This is a genomic window from Burkholderia sp. Bp9090 (assembly GCF_003857985.1).
Classification (GTDB): Bacteria; Pseudomonadota; Gammaproteobacteria; order Burkholderiales; family Burkholderiaceae; genus Burkholderia.
Genome location: NZ_QTPV01000005.1, coordinates 157627 through 175107, shown reverse-complemented (window position 1 = coordinate 175107; position 17481 = coordinate 157627). Strand labels below are relative to the sequence as shown.

At 68.1% G+C, this 17481-nt stretch carries 20 protein-coding genes; 13 read left to right on the top strand and 7 right to left on the bottom strand.

The genetic code is table 11. The annotated features are described in order from the left end of the window. Positions 1–27 precede the first annotated feature (27 nt). Positions 28–582, bottom strand: a complete 555-nt coding sequence (locus DIE16_RS07330; RefSeq protein WP_124520110.1) for a hypothetical protein — start codon at positions 580–582, stop codon at positions 28–30. A gap of 425 nt (positions 583–1007) precedes the next feature. Between DIE16_RS07330 and DIE16_RS07325 the strand changes: the two genes are divergently transcribed. The 5 genes from DIE16_RS07325 to trhA all read left to right on the top strand — a co-directional run bounded on the left by DIE16_RS07325 (position 1008) and on the right by trhA (position 6379). Continuing rightward, complete coding sequence (locus tag DIE16_RS07325) at positions 1008–2138, top strand: 3-deoxy-7-phosphoheptulonate synthase (RefSeq protein ID WP_014900794.1); 1131 nt, start codon at positions 1008–1010, stop codon at positions 2136–2138. Between the two features lie 375 nt (positions 2139–2513). Then, positions 2514–2942 (top strand): PRC-barrel domain-containing protein, encoded by a 429-nt coding sequence (locus DIE16_RS07315; RefSeq protein WP_124520109.1) that lies wholly within the window; start codon positions 2514–2516, stop codon positions 2940–2942. A gap of 290 nt (positions 2943–3232) precedes the next feature. After that, positions 3233–5311: a carbon starvation CstA family protein gene (locus DIE16_RS07310; RefSeq protein WP_124520108.1), complete on the top strand. Its 2079-nt coding sequence runs from the start codon at positions 3233–3235 to the stop codon at positions 5309–5311. 12 nt (positions 5312–5323) lie between these two features. Then, positions 5324–5530 carry a YbdD/YjiX family protein gene (locus tag DIE16_RS07305; RefSeq protein ID WP_006766647.1) on the top strand — a complete coding sequence of 69 codons (207 nt, stop codon included), beginning with the start codon at positions 5324–5326 and terminating at the stop codon, positions 5528–5530. Between the two features lie 228 nt (positions 5531–5758). Further along, positions 5759–6379: a PAQR family membrane homeostasis protein TrhA gene (trhA, locus tag DIE16_RS07300; RefSeq protein WP_044844973.1), complete on the top strand. Its 621-nt coding sequence runs from the start codon at positions 5759–5761 to the stop codon at positions 6377–6379. Positions 6380–6472: 93 nt separating this feature from the next. Here trhA and DIE16_RS07295 read toward each other — a convergent pair whose 3' ends face one another. Both DIE16_RS07295 and DIE16_RS07290 read right to left on the bottom strand, forming a co-directional pair. Next, on the bottom strand, positions 6473–6904 hold the full coding sequence (locus DIE16_RS07295; protein WP_124486037.1) for a nuclear transport factor 2 family protein: 432 nt from the start codon (positions 6902–6904) through the stop codon (positions 6473–6475). 147 nt (positions 6905–7051) lie between these two features. Continuing rightward, entirely contained in the window at positions 7052–7405 is a 354-nt protein-coding gene (locus tag DIE16_RS07290; protein ID WP_044844975.1) for a DOPA 4,5-dioxygenase family protein, read from the bottom strand. A 30-nt stretch (positions 7406–7435) separates the two neighbouring features. Between DIE16_RS07290 and DIE16_RS07285 the strand changes: the two genes are divergently transcribed. From DIE16_RS07285 to DIE16_RS07265, 5 genes are all read left to right on the top strand, one after another. Continuing rightward, entirely contained in the window at positions 7436–7723 is a 288-nt protein-coding gene (locus tag DIE16_RS07285; protein ID WP_124486038.1) for a hypothetical protein, read from the top strand. Between the two features lie 176 nt (positions 7724–7899). Then, on the top strand, positions 7900–8277 hold the full coding sequence (locus tag DIE16_RS07280) for a hypothetical protein (protein ID WP_124486039.1): 378 nt from the start codon (positions 7900–7902) through the stop codon (positions 8275–8277). A gap of 14 nt (positions 8278–8291) precedes the next feature. Beyond that, positions 8292–8504: a hypothetical protein gene (locus DIE16_RS07275; protein ID WP_124486040.1), complete on the top strand. Its 213-nt coding sequence runs from the start codon at positions 8292–8294 to the stop codon at positions 8502–8504. Next, positions 8501–8980: a hypothetical protein gene (locus DIE16_RS07270; RefSeq protein ID WP_124520107.1), complete on the top strand. Its 480-nt coding sequence runs from the start codon at positions 8501–8503 to the stop codon at positions 8978–8980. Before DIE16_RS07275 ends, DIE16_RS07270 begins: the two co-directional genes overlap by 4 nt. 180 nt (positions 8981–9160) lie before the next feature. Next, the gene (locus DIE16_RS07265; RefSeq protein ID WP_124486042.1) at positions 9161–9421 is read left to right on the top strand and encodes a hypothetical protein; all 261 of its coding nucleotides are present in this window, start codon (positions 9161–9163) and stop codon (positions 9419–9421) included. Positions 9422–9588: 167 nt separating this feature from the next. On the opposite strand, the gene hpnH is transcribed toward DIE16_RS07265, so the two are convergent. Both hpnH and ispH read right to left on the bottom strand, forming a co-directional pair. Next, positions 9589–10749, bottom strand: coding sequence for an adenosyl-hopene transferase HpnH (gene hpnH / locus DIE16_RS07260; protein ID WP_124520106.1), 1161 nt, complete (start codon positions 10747–10749; stop codon positions 9589–9591). A 12-nt stretch (positions 10750–10761) separates the two neighbouring features. Then, positions 10762–11703, bottom strand: a complete 942-nt coding sequence (gene ispH / locus DIE16_RS07255) for a 4-hydroxy-3-methylbut-2-enyl diphosphate reductase (protein ID WP_044844980.1) — start codon at positions 11701–11703, stop codon at positions 10762–10764. A 416-nt stretch (positions 11704–12119) separates the two neighbouring features. Here ispH and DIE16_RS07245 point away from each other — a divergent pair, with 416 nt between their 5' ends. Next, positions 12120–13307 carry a glycosyltransferase gene (locus DIE16_RS07245; RefSeq protein ID WP_124520105.1) on the top strand — a complete coding sequence of 396 codons (1188 nt, stop codon included), beginning with the start codon at positions 12120–12122 and terminating at the stop codon, positions 13305–13307. A 124-nt stretch (positions 13308–13431) separates the two neighbouring features. Here the strand turns inward: DIE16_RS07245 and DIE16_RS07240 are convergent, their stop codons facing one another. Both DIE16_RS07240 and hpnA read right to left on the bottom strand, forming a co-directional pair. Further along, a complete protein-coding gene (locus DIE16_RS07240) occupies positions 13432–14847 on the bottom strand; it encodes a phage tail protein (RefSeq protein ID WP_124520103.1) in 1416 nt (471 codons plus the stop codon). A gap of 108 nt (positions 14848–14955) precedes the next feature. Further along, positions 14956–15963, bottom strand: a complete 1008-nt coding sequence (gene hpnA / locus DIE16_RS07235; protein ID WP_044844982.1) for a hopanoid-associated sugar epimerase — start codon at positions 15961–15963, stop codon at positions 14956–14958. 256 nt (positions 15964–16219) lie between these two features. Here hpnA and DIE16_RS07230 point away from each other — a divergent pair, with 256 nt between their 5' ends. Then, positions 16220–16516, top strand: coding sequence for an acylphosphatase (locus DIE16_RS07230; protein WP_124486044.1), 297 nt, complete (start codon positions 16220–16222; stop codon positions 16514–16516). Between the two features lie 19 nt (positions 16517–16535). Continuing rightward, the gene (gene rarD / locus DIE16_RS07225) at positions 16536–17435 is read left to right on the top strand and encodes an EamA family transporter RarD (RefSeq protein ID WP_124520101.1); all 900 of its coding nucleotides are present in this window, start codon (positions 16536–16538) and stop codon (positions 17433–17435) included. Positions 17436–17481: the final 46 nt, after the last annotated feature.

Here is a 17481-nt window from a genome sequence, read left to right as displayed (position 1 = left end):
CATTTGAGTCGTGGATGGAGAAGCGATTCAGCCGATGCTGATTCGCGTGGCACCTGCGTCGACGAGCCGGAACAGCAGATCCTCGACGGCCGCGCCCGGCGCCGAGCCCAGGTCCGCATTGACGCGCCATCCTTGCTCCGTGCCCGCCGGTTCCGACAGATAGTGAACGATGCCGTGCAGGCCGTCCTCGGCCGGCTCGCCTACGTCGTCGGCGTCGAACCACGCGAAGAACCATGTCCTGAACGCGTCGGTGGCCGCGGCCTCGCCGATGCCGTCGGCTTCGATCGTCGCCCAGTCCCACACGAACGGCCGGATCGACACCGCCGCCGTTTCGAGTTCGAACGCGAACGGTTCGAAGTCCAGTTGCGTGGTCGAGTCGACCATTGCCGGCTGGCCGGCCGATTCGCCTTCGGTGTGAACGATGTCGGCGCGGCACGGCAGTGCGAGCGGGCCTTCGGTGGCCAGCGTGCCGTCGGCTTTCCGGTAGGCCGGTTCGACGACGGCCGCCGGTTGCGCTGCCGCTTGTGCGAGCAGGTCGGCGTAGGGCTGGCGGATGGCGCTGAGCAGTTCGGATACGGTCATCGTGGCGTGTCGGGTCATGTTGCGTACGATCAATCACAGACAGGTGGTGCGTCGTGCCGCCTGCGCAGAAGGCGAGGCGTCATCGGCAGCGGACAGCGATGATCGTACGGTACGTCGGCCACACGCGACCACTCGGCCGAACGGCCGGCGCCCCGGGTCGCGTTGCGGCTGGCGACCGGCGGCGCTTGCATGAAGCCCGTTCCATGAAGCCCTGTCGACAGGCCCGGAAACGTCGGCAGGCGCGCGCCCGAAACGCGCGGCATCGGCGCAACGCGCCGAATGCCCGGGCGATCCGTTGCGGATCGCCGTTCTTTCGCCCGGCCTCTTGACGCAGATCGCATGCCCCCGCCGCGCCTCGCTGCCGCCTTGCGCGAGTGCCATAATCGAGCCTGCACCTCATTCCAGACGTCCCCCGGAGAATCACCATGCAGAACCTCGACAATCCTTCCCATGATCGCGAGGTAGGCAGTGCCGACGCGACGCAGGACACCACGCGTATCGACGACGTCCGCATCGGCGCCGTGCGTCCGCTGATCTCGCCGGCGCTGCTGCAGGACGAACTGCCGGTGCCGGCCGCCACGCAGACGCTCGTCGAGGACACGCGCCGCGCGATCGGCGACATCCTGCACGGCCGCGACGACCGGCTGCTGCTCGTCGTCGGCCCGTGCTCGATCCACGATCACGACCAGGCGCTCGAGTACGCCCGCCGCCTGAAGGCCGCCGCCGATGCGCTGAAGGACGACCTGCTGATCACGATGCGCGTGTACTTCGAGAAGCCGCGCACGACGGTCGGCTGGAAGGGCTACATCAACGATCCGCGCCTCGACGGCAGCTTCCGCATCAACGAAGGGCTGCGCGCGGCGCGGCAACTGCTGCTCGACATCAACGCGCTCGGCCTGCCTGCGTCGACCGAATTCCTCGACCTGCTGAGCCCGCAGTACATCGCGGACCTGATCGCGTGGGGCGCGATCGGGGCGCGCACGACCGAGAGCCAGAGCCATCGTCAGCTGGCATCGGGGCTGAGCTGTCCGATCGGTTTCAAGAACGGCACCGACGGCGGCGTGCAGGTCGCATCCGACGCGATCGTCGCCGCGCGCGCGAGCCATGCGTTCATGGGGATGACGAAGATGGGCATGGCCGCGATCTTCGAGACGCGCGGCAACGACGACGCGCACGTGATCCTGCGCGGCGGCAAGAACGGGCCGAACTACGACGCCGAACACGTCGAGGCGAGCTGCGCGGTGCTGCGCAAGAGCGGGTTGCGCGAGCAGGTGATGGTCGATTGCTCGCATGCGAATTCCAACAAGTCGCACGAGCGGCAGATCGAGGTCGCGCAGGATCTCGCGCGGCAGCTGTCGCAGGGCGAGCACCGGATCGTCGGCGTGATGGTCGAGAGCCATCTCGAGGCCGGGCGCCAGGATCTGAAGCCGGGCGTGCCGCTGCAGTACGGCGTGTCGATCACCGATGCGTGCCTGAGCTGGACGCAGACGGAGCCGGTGCTCGACGTGCTGGCGGAGGCGGTGCGGCATCGCAGGGTGTATTCGCGCAACGCGTGAGGCGGTGTGACTGCGTGGCGGGGCCGGGGACGTCCGCCGCACGGTCCGTGCGCCGGTGACGACCGGATGCCCGTCTCCGACGTTCTCCCGATCGACATGCCGCGGCGCGCACATCCTGTCCGCACGGACATTGATCTTCATCCGTGTCGCCCCGCCTGTCACGTCGCACTCCGAACGCACGATCCGGCGAATGCCGCTACCATGAAGCCGTGTTGCACGCTGCGGTCCGGCCACGCCGGTCCGTCATGCACACACGCAGTGGCGGCGCGGCTGGCCGCCACGCGACCGACGAAGCGCGGGGCGCTCACCGATCAGCCGTTGCGCCCGCGTCGCTTCGCTCCCGGAATCAACAACAACCGAACCGGAGTGCAATACATGAAGTTCTACAAGACCCTCATCGCGGCAACCGTCCTCGCATCGAGCGTCAGCGCGCACGCGCAGATCGCCGGCGCGCAGCCGCTCAGCGTGACCGTCGAGCAATCGCAGGCGCTGCTCGAAGGCTGGAGCGTGAAGAAGAGCGTGCTCGGCAAGGCCGTGTACAACGACGCGAACCAGAAAGTCGGCACGGTGCGCGACCTGATCGTCGCGCCGGACGGCTCGGTGTCGGCGGCGATCGTGTCGGCGGGCGGCTTCCTCGGCGTGGCCGCGCATGACGTCGCGGTGCCGATCGCGTCGCTCGACGTGCGCAACGGCAACATCTACCTGCCGGGCGCGACGAAGGACGCGCTGAAGGCCACGCCGGCATTCCAGTACGCGAAGGTGCCGTCGCCGCCGAAGCCGAAGAAGGCCGACGACAAGCACTGATCCACGCGGCCCGGCGCGCGACCTGCCATGCCCGGCCGGCCGCGCGCCGGGCCGCGCCACGTCGCGTCGCGCGCCGATCCATTACGGGCGCAGTGCGCGCCCGCGCTCGGTCTACGTAATTCTACGTAGCCCCGCATACGTAGTTGTGCGCTTGTAAGCTGCCCCTGTCGCGCGGAATACTACGGCCCATCGCCGCGGCATCCACGAGACGCGGCACGACGCATCGACGTCACGCGGGTTCGGCGCCTGGCCGGATCCACTCAAAACCACATTGGAGACCAGGAGACGCCATGAATCGGGCTTCCAGTACCCTGCTATGGATCGCCGTCGCGCTGCTCGGCGCATTCGCGTTCGGGACGATCGCACTCGCGCACGGCGAACGCGTCAGCGCGCTGTGGATCGTGATCGCCGCAGTCTGCGTATATCTGATCGCATATCGCTTCTACAGCCGTTTCATCGCCAGCAAGGTCATGCAGCTCGACGGGCTGCGGATGACGCCGGCCGTCCGGCACAACGACGGCCTCGACTACGTACCGACCAACAAGTACGTGCTGTTCGGCCATCACTTCGCCGCGATCGCCGGCGCCGGGCCGCTCGTCGGCCCCGTGCTCGCCGCGCAGATGGGCTACACGCCCGGCATGCTGTGGATCCTGGCCGGCGTCGTGTTCGCCGGCGCGGTGCAGGACTTCATCGTGCTGTTCATCTCGACGCGCCGCGACGGCCGCTCGCTTGGCGACCTCGTCAAGATGGAGCTCGGCACGGTGCCCGGCGTGATCGCGCTGTTCGGCGCGTTCCTGATCATGGTGATCATCCTCGCGGTGCTCGCGCTGATCGTCGTGAAGGCGCTGACGAATTCGCCGTGGGGCACGTTCACCGTCGCCGCGACGATTCCGATCGCGCTGTTCATGGGCGTCTACACGCGCTACATCCGTCCGGGCCGCATCGGCGAAGTGTCGATCATCGGCTTCGTGCTGCTGATGGCGTCGATCGCGTTCGGCCAGACCGTGCACGATTCGCCGGCGCTCGCCGCCTGGTTCACGTTCAGCGGCACGCAGCTCACGTGGATCCTGATCGGCTACGGTTTCGTCGCATCGGTGCTGCCGGTGTGGCTGCTGCTCGCGCCGCGCGACTACCTGTCGACGTTCCTGAAGATCGGCACGATCCTCGGCCTTGCGATCGGCATCCTGGTCGTCGCGCCGGAACTGAAGATGCCCGCGTTGACGAAGTTCGTCGACGGCACGGGCCCGGTATGGTCGGGCAACCTGTTCCCGTTCCTGTTCATCACGATCGCGTGCGGCGCGGTGTCGGGCTTCCACGCGCTGATCTCGTCGGGCACGACGCCGAAGCTGATCGACAACGAAACCAACGCACGCTTCATCGGTTACGGCGCGATGCTGATGGAATCGTTCGTCGCGATCATGGCGCTGGTCGCCGCGTGCGTGATCGAGCCGGGCATCTACTTCGCGATGAACGCGCCGGCCGCCGTGCTCGGCTCCACGCCGGAAGCCGTCGCGAACACGGTCACGCAATGGGGCTTCGTGCTGACGCCCGACATGCTGACGCAGACCGCGAAGGCCGTCGGCGAAACGACGATCATCGCGCGTGCGGGCGGCGCGCCGACGCTGGCCGTCGGCATGGCGCACATCCTGCACCAGGTGATCGGCGGCGAAGCGATGATGGCGTTCTGGTATCACTTCGCGATCCTGTTCGAGGCGCTGTTCATCCTGACGGCGGTCGACGCCGGCACGCGCGCGGGCCGCTTCATGCTGCAGGACCTGCTCGGCACGTTCCACCCGGCGCTCAAGCGCACCGAGTCGCTGCCCGCGAACCTGGTCGCCACCGCGCTGTGCGTGGCCGCGTGGGGCTACTTCCTGTACCAGGGCGTGGTCGATCCGCTCGGCGGCATCAACACGCTGTGGCCGCTGTTCGGCATCTCGAACCAGATGCTCGCCGCGATCGCGCTGGTGCTCGGCACCGTCGTGCTGTTCAAGATGAAGCGCGAGCGCTACGCGTGGGTGACGATCGTGCCGACCGCATGGCTGTTGATCTGCACGCTGACGGCCGGCTGGCAGAAGATCTTCGATGCGAACCCGAAGGTCAGCTTCCTCGCGCACGCGGCGAAGCTGCAGGCCGCGGTGGACGAAGGCAAGGTGCTCGCGCCGGCGAAGTCGATCGCGCAGATGCAGCGGATCATCTTCAACGACTACATCGATGCGGCGCTGGCCGGCCTGTTCATCTTCGTCGTCGTGGCGATCGCGGGGTACGGGCTGCTCGCCGTGCTGCGCGCGCGCCGCGAGTCGAAGCCGACCGTGCGCGAGACGCCGTACGAAGCGATGCCGGCCGCGCAGGCGCTTGGCAGCGGACGTTAAAGGGAGGCCGCGATGTTCAGCGATCTGGGCAGCGACCTGCGCAGCGCGGGGCGTTACCTCGGGCAGGCGTTGCGGCTGATGGTCGGCCTGCCCGACTACGACACCTACGTCGCGCACATGCGCGACACCCATCCGGACCGCGAGCCGATGACGTATGAGGAATTCTTCCGCGAGCGTCAGAATGCGCGGTACGGGTCGGGGGCAGGGAAGTGTTGCTGAAGCGGGCCGGCAAAGCCGGCCGGTAAGGGCACCACCAAGGGCAGTCCGGTGACGGACCAGGAAGCGCCGCGAAGGCATTCGCGGCGCTTTTTATTTGGCGGGCCGGGGCGGGCATGTTTGCTGCCTGTCGTGGTTGCGGCGGTTGGCCCGCTTCAGCGCGGCTTGATCCGGCCGCCGGTATCATAGGGCTCTACTTTTTTCCGATGAATCCGCGCAGGAGAACCCGTCGTGCATGTCGGTGAGCGTTTCAACAGCATTTCCCATCTCGTCGGCGCGGTATTGTCGGTGGCAGGGCTGGTCGCGCTGGTGACGATGGGTGCGCTCGACCGCGATCCTTACAAGATCGTGAGCTTCAGCGTGTACGGCGCGATGCTGATCCTGTTGTACGGGATCTCGACCGCGTATCACAGCGTGCGCAACCCGCGGCTCAAGGCGATCCTGCAGAAGTGTGACCATTCGGCGATCTATCTGCTGATCGCGGGCAGCTACACGCCGTTCACGCTCGTCACGCTGCGCGGCCCGTGGGGCTGGTCGCTGTTCGGCGTGAGCTGGGGGCTCGCCGCGTTCGGGATCGTGCAGGAGCTCACGCTCGGACGGCGCACGCGCATCGTGTCGATGATCCTGTACGTGCTGATGGGCTGGCTCGCGCTCGTCGCGATCCGCCCGCTGATCCATGCGTTGCCGCCGGTGGGTACCGCATGGCTCGTGGCCGGCGGCGTCATCTACAGCGCCGGGATCTACTTCTTCATCAACGACGAACGCATCCGCCACGGGCACGGTATCTGGCACCTTTTCGTGCTGGCCGGCAGCCTGTGCCAGTTCGTCAGTGTCGCGATGTATGTGGCGTGAGCGACGCGGGACGCAGACGAAGGCGCAGCCGCATGCGGCTGCGGCCGTGTCAGCCGGAGCAGGCGCGCCGTGCGTTCTTCGTGGTCGTCGGCGTCAGGTGCGACCGGCCGCTGGCGCGACGTTGCGCAGCGTGTTGAACCCGACCCACCCCCAGTAGACGCGATGATGCGCGATCAGCCCGTCGCGCAGATCCATCACCTCGACGAGATCGACCTGATCGCCGTCCGGCGTTTCGCGCGGATATTCCCAGGTGAGTTGCTTGCCGTTCGAAAAGAACAGGCCCGTGCGGTACCAGCGTCCGAGCCGGTTGCCCGGATTGCGCAGCCCTGCCGCGAAGAACGCGCCGATCGCGGGCTTGCCGTGCAGCACGCCCGAGCCGTGATCGGGCAGCGTGGCGACGATCAGCGGCGTTTCGAGGATCGCGTCGTCCGCGTACAGCGACATCAGCGCATCGAGGTCGCGTGCGACGACGGCGGCGTGCCAGTCTCGATGGATGCGGTGCGCATCGGTGTCGGCGTGGGTCATGGTGCGTTCCGGCAAGCGTGGATAACGGCACCACTGTATTGATGCAACGCTGTCGGACGTTTCACCGCAGGCCGAAACGTGGATGGTGCGTGCGCCGAGCGCAACCGCAACCGCAACCGCAACCGCAACCGCGTTCCGCCGTTCGCGTCAGCCCCCCAGCGCGCCGAGATTCAGTTCATGCGACTTGCCGATCCACACCGCGCTGTCGCGATGGTCGCGCAGTTCGTCGTTGGTATTCGGATGCAGGAAGATGTCGAGCGCGCCGTGATTCAGCACGAGCCACGGCACGATGGTGTCGAACCGCGTGGCGTCGAATGCGATCTGGTACGACCAGGCCGGATGCGGGCCGACGAGGCGTTCGTGAAAGCGGCCGAGCTCGATGATCGCGCCGAACCGCTCTTCGACGACGAGGCGAAACGCCCAGGCCGCGTCGCGGCTGGCGGCGTCGAAGTAGACGTGTGCGTGCCAACTGTTGATCGCGGTGGAATCGATATCAGCCATGACGGGACTCGTGAGAGGAATAGGGAAGGCATGAGCGCCGTCACTTGCGGCGCGATGGGCAATTATCGCGCGTCCTTGTCGGACACGTCTTGTCGCGAAGCGATAAATCGGCGTGAAGAATGGTTGCGCGTCAAAGAAACCGGCGGGTTCGTTGAGGTATTTCCCGCGCGGGCCGGCATGCGCGGCATCGTGCCGCAAGCCCGGCCGGCGCGGGCTCCGAGCGAAATCGCTTCGGCAATACGTCATTTCGAAAATGGCAAAAGCGATTCGCGCACTGCATCGAATCGTCTGCAAAAACGCGATCAGGTCGTTGAATGAAATAAAGAAATTCCACTCGGGCGGCATTGGCGAGTCGCGCGCGTCACGCGCCGGCCGTCAGTGCCGAAAATATCAATTGCGGAATCGGCTATTCAAGCGCGCGGCCGCGCGACATACGATGGTTTCACCGCATCGACGTCGAAGATCGATGCGGACGCAACCATCTGGAGGCCATGATGCGATCCGTTGTTTCCCTTGCAGTGCTGTCCGGCGCGCTTGCCGCGCTGCCCGCCGCGAGCTTCGCGCAGTCCGTCGACACCGAGCGGCAGTCGAACGTCGCGCCGTTGACCTGGTCCGCGGCGCGTGCCGAAACCGACGCGCAACTGATGCAGATGACGCGCGCCGGCTATCGCGCGACGACGGCCGGCAACCAGAACTATCCGCTCGCGATGCAGCGTGCGCTCGAACGCGTACGGAACCCGGTGCCCGACCGCTCGCGCGACGAGAAGGCCGCGATGGAAGCGCGTGCGGCCAGCGCCGCGCAGAGCGGCCATCCGGTAAAGGCGTTCTTCGTGAAGACCGCGTACTACCTGAAAGGCGAGAACACGTTCTGATGCGGGAGACGAGCATGGCATGCGCGAACCGACTCGCCGACGCGTGGCGCGCGTCGACGATCCGCCGGCTGCCGCGCGCGTGCGCGACGCGGCGGCGTGACGATCCGTACGCCGCGCGGCGCCGCGCGAACGGCCATCGCGCCGCGCGCCCCGGCGCAGTCGCGTGCCGCACCGGGTTGCCGCGCTTCGACGCGGACGACGTTGCCGCCAGCGAGAGCGGATCATGAAGGCCGTCCGGAAAAGCCGTCGCCATCCGCCGCTGACGCGCGAATGGCTGCTGCCGTTGCCGCCCGCGCATGTGCGCGACATCTCGCTGAAATGCCACATGGCGCTCGTCGCGCTGCGTGGCGAGCACGGCAGCGAAACGTTGCTGATGCGGTTGCGCACGAGCGTCTACCTGGTGTTCCTCGCGCTCGACGACGCGGTATCGGCGGACGCGAGCATCGACCTGTGCGTCGATGCGGAGCGCATGCTCGATGCGAGCGTCGCGCGCGCGGCGGAAAGCGGCGCATGGACGCTGCACGACGACGAATGCGCGGTGCTCGAGCGCATCCTCGCCGCGAACGATGCGTGCGTCGCGACGCTCACGCGGCACCGGCTCGCCGAGCTGTGGCGTCACGTCAGTGCGTTCGCGTCGGCCGACCAGCCGGCCCTCGTCGCGCAAGCCGCGGCGAAGATGCGGGAACCGGCCGTTCTGCATTGAGCATCGTCGACGCGACCGGCGCCGCGCGATGTTTCATACCTGTCCCATTCCCCGGCGCCGACGCTCGCCGTCTAATGTCATGACGGGAACCGGACGGGTTCGGTCGATGACGATCCATCGTCGCGTGGGCGATGATCGTACGTGTCGGCGTGAACGCATCCGTTTCGATCAGGAGGAGCGATGGCGCTATACAGGATCGGCGGCTACTTCACGTGCGGAAGCGGCCGCGCATTCAGCGAGAACCTGCCGCCGGGCAGCGAAGTGACGATCGCGGGCATCTATCGATGCACCGTATGCGGCGACGAGATCGGCATTGCGAAGCGGCAGACGCTGCCGTCCGACGACGAGCATCGGCACGATCTCGATCCGCCGTCCGACCCGCTGCTCGACCCCGGCCCGACGGCATGGCAATTGATCGCGGCCGCGGAGTCGAGACACTAGGCGAGCGGCGTTCGCCTGCTCATGTGTGCGCGGATGCGCGCCGCTCCCCGCACGAACGCCGACACAACCCAAGCCCGACAAAACAAAAGCGCCACGGAGCGAACTCCGTGGCGCTTCTTCGATGCCGGCCGATGCGGAGGCGCGAACCTCCGCATGGCGACACGCGCTTAAGCCGCCGTTGCCGGCTTGGCCGGCTTCTGCAGCTTGCCCTTGCCGGCGCGCTGGATTTCCTCGAGCTTGATCTCGACGTGGCGCGAGAACACGTACTCGGCCGGACGCTGCTTCGCGATCGAGATGTCCGGCGCGAACGCGCCTTCGGTCTTGATGCCCTTCCGGCTCACGGCGAACGCCTTCAGCGGATGCGCGATCGTGTCCATCACGGCGGTGGCTTCGAAGCCGCAGTGGACCATGCAGTCCGCGCACTTCTCGTAGTTGCCGACGCCGTAGTTGTCCCAGTTCGTGTCTTCCATCAGTTCCTTGAAGGTCTTCACGTAACCTTCGCCGACCAGATAGCACGGCTTCTGCCAGCCGAACACGGTACGCGCCGGGTTGCCCCACGGCGTGCACTTGTACGTCTGGTTGCCGGCCAGGAAGTCGAGGAACAGCGACGACTGGCTGAACGACCAGCGCTTGCCGCCTTCGCCGCGCTTCAGGATTTCGCGGAACAGGTTCTTCGTCTTGTCGCGGTTCAGGAAGTGCTGCTGATCCGGCGCGCGCTCGTACGCATAGCCCGGCGACACGGTGATGCCGTCGACGCCGATCGGCCCCAGCGTATCGAAGAACTTCGCGACGCGCTCGGGGATCGCATCGTTGAACAGCGTGCAGTTGATGTTCACGCGGAAGCCGCGGCGCTTCGCTTCCTTGATGGCCGCGACCGCCTTGTCGTATACGCCTTCCTGCGACACGGAATGGTCGTGCATTTCCTTGTCGCCGTCGAGGTGGACCGACCAGACGAAGTACGGATTCGGCTCGTAGTCGTCCATCTTCTTTTCCATCAGGAGCGCGTTCGTGCACAGGTACACGAACTTCTTGCGCTTCATGATGCCCTTGACGATCTCCGGCATCTCCTTGTGGAGCAGCGGCTCGCCGCCGGCGATCGACACGATGGGCGCGCCGCACTCGTCGACGGCTTCCAGGCATTCCTCGACGGACAGGCGCTGGTTCAGGATCGGGTCCGGATAATCGATCTTGCCGCAGCCGTTGCAGGCGAGGTTGCAGCGGAACAGCGGCTCGAGCATCAGCGCGAGCGGATAGCGTTTGTTGCCGGACAGGTGTTGGCGCATGATGTATGCGCCGACGCGGACTTGCTGGAGCAGCGGAATAGACAAGAGATGTCCTCCTTAAACTTCGCGGGCGACAGCTTGCGTAAGCTTCGCCGGCAACTTGAATTCGACTTTTTCCTCACGGCCCGCCATCGTCGTGACATCGACGGGCCCCAGCGCGCGCAGCGCGCCGATTACATCCTCGACCATTTCCTCGGGTGCCGACGCGCCGGCGGTCAGGCCGACCGTCTGCACGCCCGCGAACCATTCGGCCTTCACTTCCGAGCCGTCGGCGACGAGATAGCTCGGTACACCGCTTTCGGTGCCGATCTCGCGCAGGCGGTTCGAGTTCGAGCTGTTCGTCGCACCGACGACCAGCAGCACGTCGACCTGGCCGCTCAGCTCGCGCACGGCGGCCTGGCGGTTTTGCGTCGCGTAGCAGATGTCGCGCGTGTCCGGGCCGACGATGTCGGTAAACCGGCGCTGCAGCGCTTCGATGATGCCGCGCGTGTCGTCGACCGACAGCGTCGTCTGCGTGACGTACGCGACCGGCGTGTCGACCGGCAGCGTCAGCGTATCGACTTCGGCCTCGCTCTGCACGAGGATCACCTCGGCCGGGATCTGGCCGATCGTGCCCTCGACTTCCGGATGGCCCGCATGGCCGATCAGGATCAGCCGGCGGCCCGCCGCGACGTACTGGCGGCCCTGCACGTGCACTTTCGTGACGAGCGGGCAGGTGGCGTCCAGCACGTCGAGCCCGCGCGTTTCCGCGTCGCGTTCGACCGTCTGGGCGACCCCGTGCGCGCTGAAGATCGCCACGGCGCCGTGCGGCACCTCGTCGAGCTCCTCGACGAATCGAGCCCCTTTATTACGCAGGTTTTCGACGACGTGCCGGTTATGCACGATCTCATGACGCACATAGACCGGCGCGCCGTGCTGTTGCAGCGCGCGATCGACGATCTCGATCGCGCGGACAACCCCCGCACAAAAGCCGCGGGGCTGGGCAAGGATGACTCGCATAAGTGAGCGAACTCCGACGACAGACGCCGGGTTCGAAGAGCTGGCACCGCTCGCTCGCCCCGGCTTGATGTTATGAAGGCAGGAACGAACCGGCCAGGCCAGGCCCCGGAACCCCGAATTAATCGCGCATTTTAACCCTATCGGGCCGTCCTTGCTCTGGTGCTGTATCGGCCGTGTTGCATCCGCCGCAGCGCCGCGTCGGCGCTCGTGCGTGCGGAACCCGGTAAACTGCGCGGTTTCGCGGGCAGCCCGTCCGGCTGCCCGGCGTCGCGCTCATTTCAAGGCCATTCGATGACCGTCGATTCTTACGCGTATTGCCCTGCCGCTGGTGCGGTCAAGGGTGTTTTCACTCCGACCCCGATTGAGATCGAACGATCCGGGGCTGCTGGCGCCGGCGTCCGGCAGGAGGCGTGCCGATGATGCTGGCGATTACCTTCCTGGTGTCCGGCCTGTCGCTGGTGATCTGGATCGTGCTGCTGGTCGCGCGCGGCGGCTTCTGGCGCGCGCGACCCGCGCGGGCCCTGCCGCCGGAAGCGCGCGGCGCCGCGGCCGAGGCCGGCTGGCCGGCGGTCGTCGCGGTCGTGCCGGCGCGCAACGAGGTCGACGTGATCGCGCAAGCGGCGACGTCGCTGCTCGAGCAGGATTATCCGGGCGACTTTCATCTGATCATTGTCGACGACCACAGCGACGACGGCACCGCCGCCGCGGCCCGCGCGGCGGCGCTCGCGATCAACCGCGCCGACCGCCTGACCGTGCTGGCCGCGAAGCCGCTGCCGGCCGGCTGGTCGGGCAAGGTGTGGGCGCAGTCGCAGGGCATCGCCGCGGTGCGCACGCTCGGGCTGCCGGCCGACTATCTGCTGCTGACGGATGCCGACATCGGCCATCCGCCCGACGCGGTGGCCCAGCTCGTCACGCGCGCGCAGGCCGAACAGCGCGATCTCGTGTCGCTGATGGTGCGGCTGCGCTGCGATTCGTTCTGGGAAAAGGCGCTGATCCCGGCGTTCGTGTTCTTCTTCGCGAAGCTCTATCCGTTCTCGTGGATCAACAATCCGCGCAAACGGACGGCCGGCGCCGCGGGCGGCTGCATGCTGGTCAAGCGCAGCGCGCTGGAAGAGGCCGGCGGCATCGAATCGATCCGCGGCGCGCTGATCGACGACTGCAGCCTCGCCGCGCAGATCAAGCATCGCGGCAGCGGCCGGCATCCGATCCGGCTCGACCTTGCCGAGCGCAGCGTGTCGCTGCGTCCGTACGACAGCTGGCGCGACATCTGGAACATGATCGCGCGCACCGCGTTCACGCAGCTCCATTATTCGCCGCTGCTGCTCGCCGGCACGCTGCTCGGGATGACGATCATCTATCTCGTGCCGCCTGTGGCCGCGCTCGCATACGGCGCGCGGGCCTGGCCGGCGTGGCTGGCATGGGCGTCGATGTGCACCGCGTATGCGCCGATGCTGCGCTATTACCGGCGCTCGCCGCTGTGGGCGCCCGCGCTGCCGCTCGTGGCGCTGTTCTACGTCGGCGCGACGTTCGCGTCCGCGTGGCGCTACTGGCGCGGCAAGGGTGGTCAGTGGAAGGCGCGGGTGCAGGCGCCGGTGGAGCGCTGAAGCGGGCCGGCGGATGCCGGCCGTCAGGACCACCGGATTGCTGAAAACAGACAGCCCGAATCGACGTGAGCCGATTCGGGCTGTTTGCTTTCCGGCCGACGTCCGGTCGCCGCTGCGCGCGTGCTTACCGCTGCGTCAGCATCATGTACATCTGGATCACGACGTCCGGCGAGAACGTGAACGGCACCCAGCCGTAGCCGGTGTGGCGCGCGACCAGCAGACGATCGCCGTTCGACTGCTTCTGCACGGCCATCATCGGGTTCTTCGTCGTCACGAAGCGCCAGCCGGCCGGGATGCCCGGCGGCGGTTCCGGCTGCATCGACGCGCGCGCATGCGCGAGTTCCTCGATCAGCTGGCCCAGTTGTTCCGGGTGCAACGTGATCGACTGGCCGTTGACGGTCAGCGTCAGTTCGTTCTGCGACGGGCGCGCGACGTGCAGCGTCGCCTTGTCCGCGGGGGCGTCGGCGCCTGCTTCGGCCGCGGGTGCGACTTCGATCGCGGCGTCGGCGACGGTGGTCGCGACGACGTCGGTGATCGCGTCGGCCGCCGCAGCGGCGACTTCATCGGCGGCAGCCGGCGCGGTGGCGTTCGTCATCGGCTCAACGGCGGACCCGACGGCCGGTTCGACCGCCTCAGCCGCGACGGCCGGCTCGATGGCCAAAGCTGCCGCGTTCGTCGCGGCGTCCTTCACGACGGCTTCGACCAGCGCTTCCGCGTCGGCGATCGCCTTCGCGTGACGCTCGGCGGCCGCTTCGGCCTGCGCGATCGCTTCGGTATGGCGCTGCGCGACGGCCTCGGCCTCGGCGGTCGCCTCCGCATGGCGTTGCGCGGCCGCGTCGGCTTGCGCGATCGCTTCGGCGTGACGCTGCGTGATCGCTTCGGCTTCGGCGGTTGCCTCGACATGGCGTTGCGCAGCCGCTTCCGCTTCGGCGATCGCCTGCGTGTGACGCTGCGCGAGTGCCTCGGCCTCGGCGATCGCGGCCGCGTGGCGCTGCGTCGCGGCCTCGGCTGCGGCGGTCGCCTCCGCATGGCGCTTCGCGGCGGCTTCGGCTTCCGCGGCGGCCGCCGCATGACGCTGCGCGGCCGCGTCCGCTTCGGTCGCGGCGGCGTGATGACGCTGCGCGGCGGCCTCGGCTTCGGCGATCGCGGCCGCATGACGCTGCGACGCGGCTTCGGCATCCGCGTGGCGCTGCGCGAGCGCCTCGGTCAGCGCGGTCGCTTCGGCGTGCCGCTGGACGGCGGCCTCGGCCTGCGCGGCGGCTTCGGTGTGGCGTTGGGCGGCGGCTTCGGCCGCGGCGGTGGCGTCGGCGTGGCGCTGCTGCGCGGCATCGGCGTCGGCGGCTGCGGCCGTGTGGCGCTGCGCGGCGGCCTGTGCTTCGGCTTCCGCGGCGGCGTGACGTGCGGCGGCGGCCTGGGCTTCCGCCGCGGCGGCGCGCGCGAACGCTTCCGCGCTGCGTGCCGCCTGCTGCGCGGCGTGGTGATCGTGGAGGAGCTGATCGACGCCCGCGTTGAGCGAATCGATCTGTTCGTTCAGGTTCATGCGTGTCTTCTCTGCGTAAGACCCGCGATTTTAACCGCTGCGCCGGTGCCGGTCCGTCAGCGACGTGTAACAAAGTGCGCAAAGCGGCGTGAAATACGCCGCTTTGTGTTACTTCAGGTAGCCCGCCGAGCCGAACCAGTCGAGCGCATCGCGCAGTCCTTCGCGGTACGGACGCGCACGGTAGCCGAGCTCGCGCTCGGCCTTCGCGGACGTGAAATACATCTTGTTCTTCGACATCCGCAGCCCGTCGACGGTCACGAACGGCTCCTTCTTCGTGAACTTCGCGACGGCCTCCGCACCGACGGCGAGCGGGTAGAGCGGCCAGCGCGGCAGCGCGATCGTCGGCGCCTTGCGGCCCGTCATCTGTGCGATGTCGGCCAGCATCTGCTGCAGCGGCAGGTTCTCGCCGCCGAGGATGTAGCGCTCGCCGATCCGGCCGCGCTCGAGCGCGAGGAAGTGGCCGTGCGCGACGTCGTCGACGTGCACCAGGTTCAGCCCGGTATCGACGAACGCGGGAATCTTGCCGAGCGCGGCCTCGACGATGATGCGGCCGGTCGGCGTCGGCTTTACGTCGCGCGGGCCGATCGGCGTCGACGGGTTGACGATCACGGCCGGCAGCCCTTCGTCGGCGATCATCCGCTCGACCGCGCGCTCGGCCAGCACCTTGCTGCGCTTGTACACGCCGATCGCCTGCTCGGCGGTCAGCGGCCGGTTCTCGTCGGACGGATCGCCGGCGCTCGTGACCTTCAGCGTCGCGACGCTGCTCGTGTAGACGATCCGTTCGACGCCTTCGGCGCGCGCCGCGCGCATCGTCGCGACTGCGCCTTCGAGGTTCGCGCGCTCGATCTCGTGCGGGTCCGGCGCCCACAGCCGGTAGTCGGCCGCCACGTGCAGCAGGTAGCGCACACCGCGCAGCGCGGCGCGCATCGACGTCTCGTCGCGCATGTCGCCGGTGACGATCTCGGCGTCGAGATCCGCGACGTTCGTGCGCGGGCTGGTCGGGCGCACCAGCACGCGCACCGCATAGCCTTTCTGCTGCGCGATGCGTGCGACGGCCGAGCCGACGAAACCGGACGCGCCGGTGACGAGAACGAGATCGCGGGAAGTATCAGTCATGCGTTTCCTTCAGGGCCGCGCGCGGGCGGCGCGGCGGTTGTGCGTCGGCGAGATTGTACGTGGTCGGCGCGCCCGGCGACGCGAGCGCCGTCCTCCGGCACGCACGCATCGCCGGGCAGCAAACCCGCAGTTGCGTGCTCGCGCGGGCGGCTGCACTGGCGACGGCGCCGAGCCGGCCCGCCGGGCCCGTGTGCGAAGCGGCCGACGCGACTACAATGCCGGGCTTGAATGGATTGCACGACGGGAGGGCGACGCGATGAGCCGCAATGAACTGGACGAACGGATCGAGACCTACTACGTGCGGGTGCGCGGCGTCGTGCAGGGCGTCGGTTTCCGTCACGCGACGGTGCGCGAGGCGCATGCGCTGAAGCTGCGCGGCTGGGTCGCGAATCTCGAGGACGGCAGCGTCGAGGCGATGATCCAGGGCCCGGGCGCGCAGATCGACCGGATGCTCGCGTGGCTGCGCCACGGGCCGCCGTCCGCGCGCGTGACCGAGGTGACGTTCGAGGAGCGCCACGTCGAAAAGCGCTTCGAGCGCTTCCAGCAGCAGTAACGCGCAAGGCTAAAAGAACATGACGGGGTATCCGGAGGCCGGGCGCGGCATCGCGCTGTCGGTGATGGCGTCGACGCTGTTCGCGCTGATGTCCGCCTACGCGAAACTGCTCGCGCCGCTCACGGGGCTCGACATCTTCGCGTGGCGCATCCTGTGGACCGCGCCGGGCGCGCTCGCCCTGATCGCGCTGCGCGGCCGCTGGCCGGCGCTCGTCGAACTCGTGCGGCGCGGCGTGCGCGACTGGCGCCTGCTGGTCGCGCTGCCCGCGAGCGCGGCGCTGCTCGGCCTGCAGCTGTGGCTGTTCCTGTGGGCGCCGCTGCACGGACGCATGCTCGAAGTGTCGCTCGGCTATTTCCTGCTGCCGCTGACGATGGTGCTCGTCGGCCGCTTCTACTATCACGAACGGCTCGATCCGCTGCAATGGGCGGCGGTCGCATGCGCGGCGCTCGGCGTCGCGCACGAGGTATGGGCGACGCGCGCGTTCGCGTGGCCGACGCTCGTCGTCGCGCTCGGCTATCCGCCGTATTTCGTGCTGCGCCGCCGGATCAACGCCGATTCGCTGGCCGCGTTCGCGCTCGAGATCGTGCTGCTGTGTCCGGTCGCGTTCGCGATGGTGTCGGCGAGCGCGACGCCGGTCGCCAGCCATCCGCGGCTGTGGGCCGTGCTGCTGCCGGGGCTCGGCGTGCTCAGCACGCTCGCGCTCGCGAGCTACCTGAAGGCGAGCCGGATGCTGCCGATGGCGCTGTTCGGGATCCTCGGCTACGTCGAACCGGTGCTGCTCGTCGCGGTGTCGCTGCTGCTGCTCGGCGAGACGCTGAGCGTCGCGCAGCTCGCGACGTACGGGCCGATCTGGGCGGCCGTTGCATTGACCGCGTGGCACAGCGCGATGCTGATGCGGCGCTTGCCCGCGCGCGGCTGAGCATCGCCGCCCGGCCGTGCGACGGCGGCAACGAACGTGCCGCGCA

What these genes read in the sequence shown, in the direction of transcription:
- DIE16_RS07330 (WP_124520110.1), bottom strand. Translation starts at nt 582, where the DNA reads ATGACCGTATCCGAACTGCTCAGCGCCATCCGCCAGCCCTACGCCGAC.
- DIE16_RS07325 (WP_014900794.1), top strand. Translation starts at nt 1,008, where the DNA reads ATGCAGAACCTCGACAATCCTTCCCATGATCGCGAGGTAGGCAGTGCC.
- DIE16_RS07315 (WP_124520109.1), top strand. Translation starts at nt 2,514, where the DNA reads ATGAAGTTCTACAAGACCCTCATCGCGGCAACCGTCCTCGCATCGAGC.
- DIE16_RS07310 (WP_124520108.1), top strand. Translation starts at nt 3,233, where the DNA reads ATGAATCGGGCTTCCAGTACCCTGCTATGGATCGCCGTCGCGCTGCTC.
- DIE16_RS07305 (WP_006766647.1), top strand. Translation starts at nt 5,324, where the DNA reads ATGTTCAGCGATCTGGGCAGCGACCTGCGCAGCGCGGGGCGTTACCTC.
- DIE16_RS07295 (WP_124486037.1), bottom strand. Translation starts at nt 6,904, where the DNA reads ATGACCCACGCCGACACCGATGCGCACCGCATCCATCGAGACTGGCAC.
- DIE16_RS07290 (WP_044844975.1), bottom strand. Translation starts at nt 7,405, where the DNA reads ATGGCTGATATCGATTCCACCGCGATCAACAGTTGGCACGCACACGTC.
- DIE16_RS07285 (WP_124486038.1), top strand. Translation starts at nt 7,436, where the DNA reads ATGAGCGCCGTCACTTGCGGCGCGATGGGCAATTATCGCGCGTCCTTG.
- DIE16_RS07280 (WP_124486039.1), top strand. Translation starts at nt 7,900, where the DNA reads ATGCGATCCGTTGTTTCCCTTGCAGTGCTGTCCGGCGCGCTTGCCGCG.
- DIE16_RS07275 (WP_124486040.1), top strand. Translation starts at nt 8,292, where the DNA reads ATGGCATGCGCGAACCGACTCGCCGACGCGTGGCGCGCGTCGACGATC.
- DIE16_RS07270 (WP_124520107.1), top strand. Translation starts at nt 8,501, where the DNA reads ATGAAGGCCGTCCGGAAAAGCCGTCGCCATCCGCCGCTGACGCGCGAA.
- DIE16_RS07265 (WP_124486042.1), top strand. Translation starts at nt 9,161, where the DNA reads ATGGCGCTATACAGGATCGGCGGCTACTTCACGTGCGGAAGCGGCCGC.
- ispH (WP_044844980.1), bottom strand. Translation starts at nt 11,703, where the DNA reads ATGCGAGTCATCCTTGCCCAGCCCCGCGGCTTTTGTGCGGGGGTTGTC.
- DIE16_RS07245 (WP_124520105.1), top strand. Translation starts at nt 12,120, where the DNA reads ATGATGCTGGCGATTACCTTCCTGGTGTCCGGCCTGTCGCTGGTGATC.
- DIE16_RS07240 (WP_124520103.1), bottom strand. Translation starts at nt 14,847, where the DNA reads ATGAACCTGAACGAACAGATCGATTCGCTCAACGCGGGCGTCGATCAG.
- hpnA (WP_044844982.1), bottom strand. Translation starts at nt 15,963, where the DNA reads ATGACTGATACTTCCCGCGATCTCGTTCTCGTCACCGGCGCGTCCGGT.
- DIE16_RS07230 (WP_124486044.1), top strand. Translation starts at nt 16,220, where the DNA reads ATGAGCCGCAATGAACTGGACGAACGGATCGAGACCTACTACGTGCGG.
- rarD (WP_124520101.1), top strand. Translation starts at nt 16,536, where the DNA reads ATGACGGGGTATCCGGAGGCCGGGCGCGGCATCGCGCTGTCGGTGATG.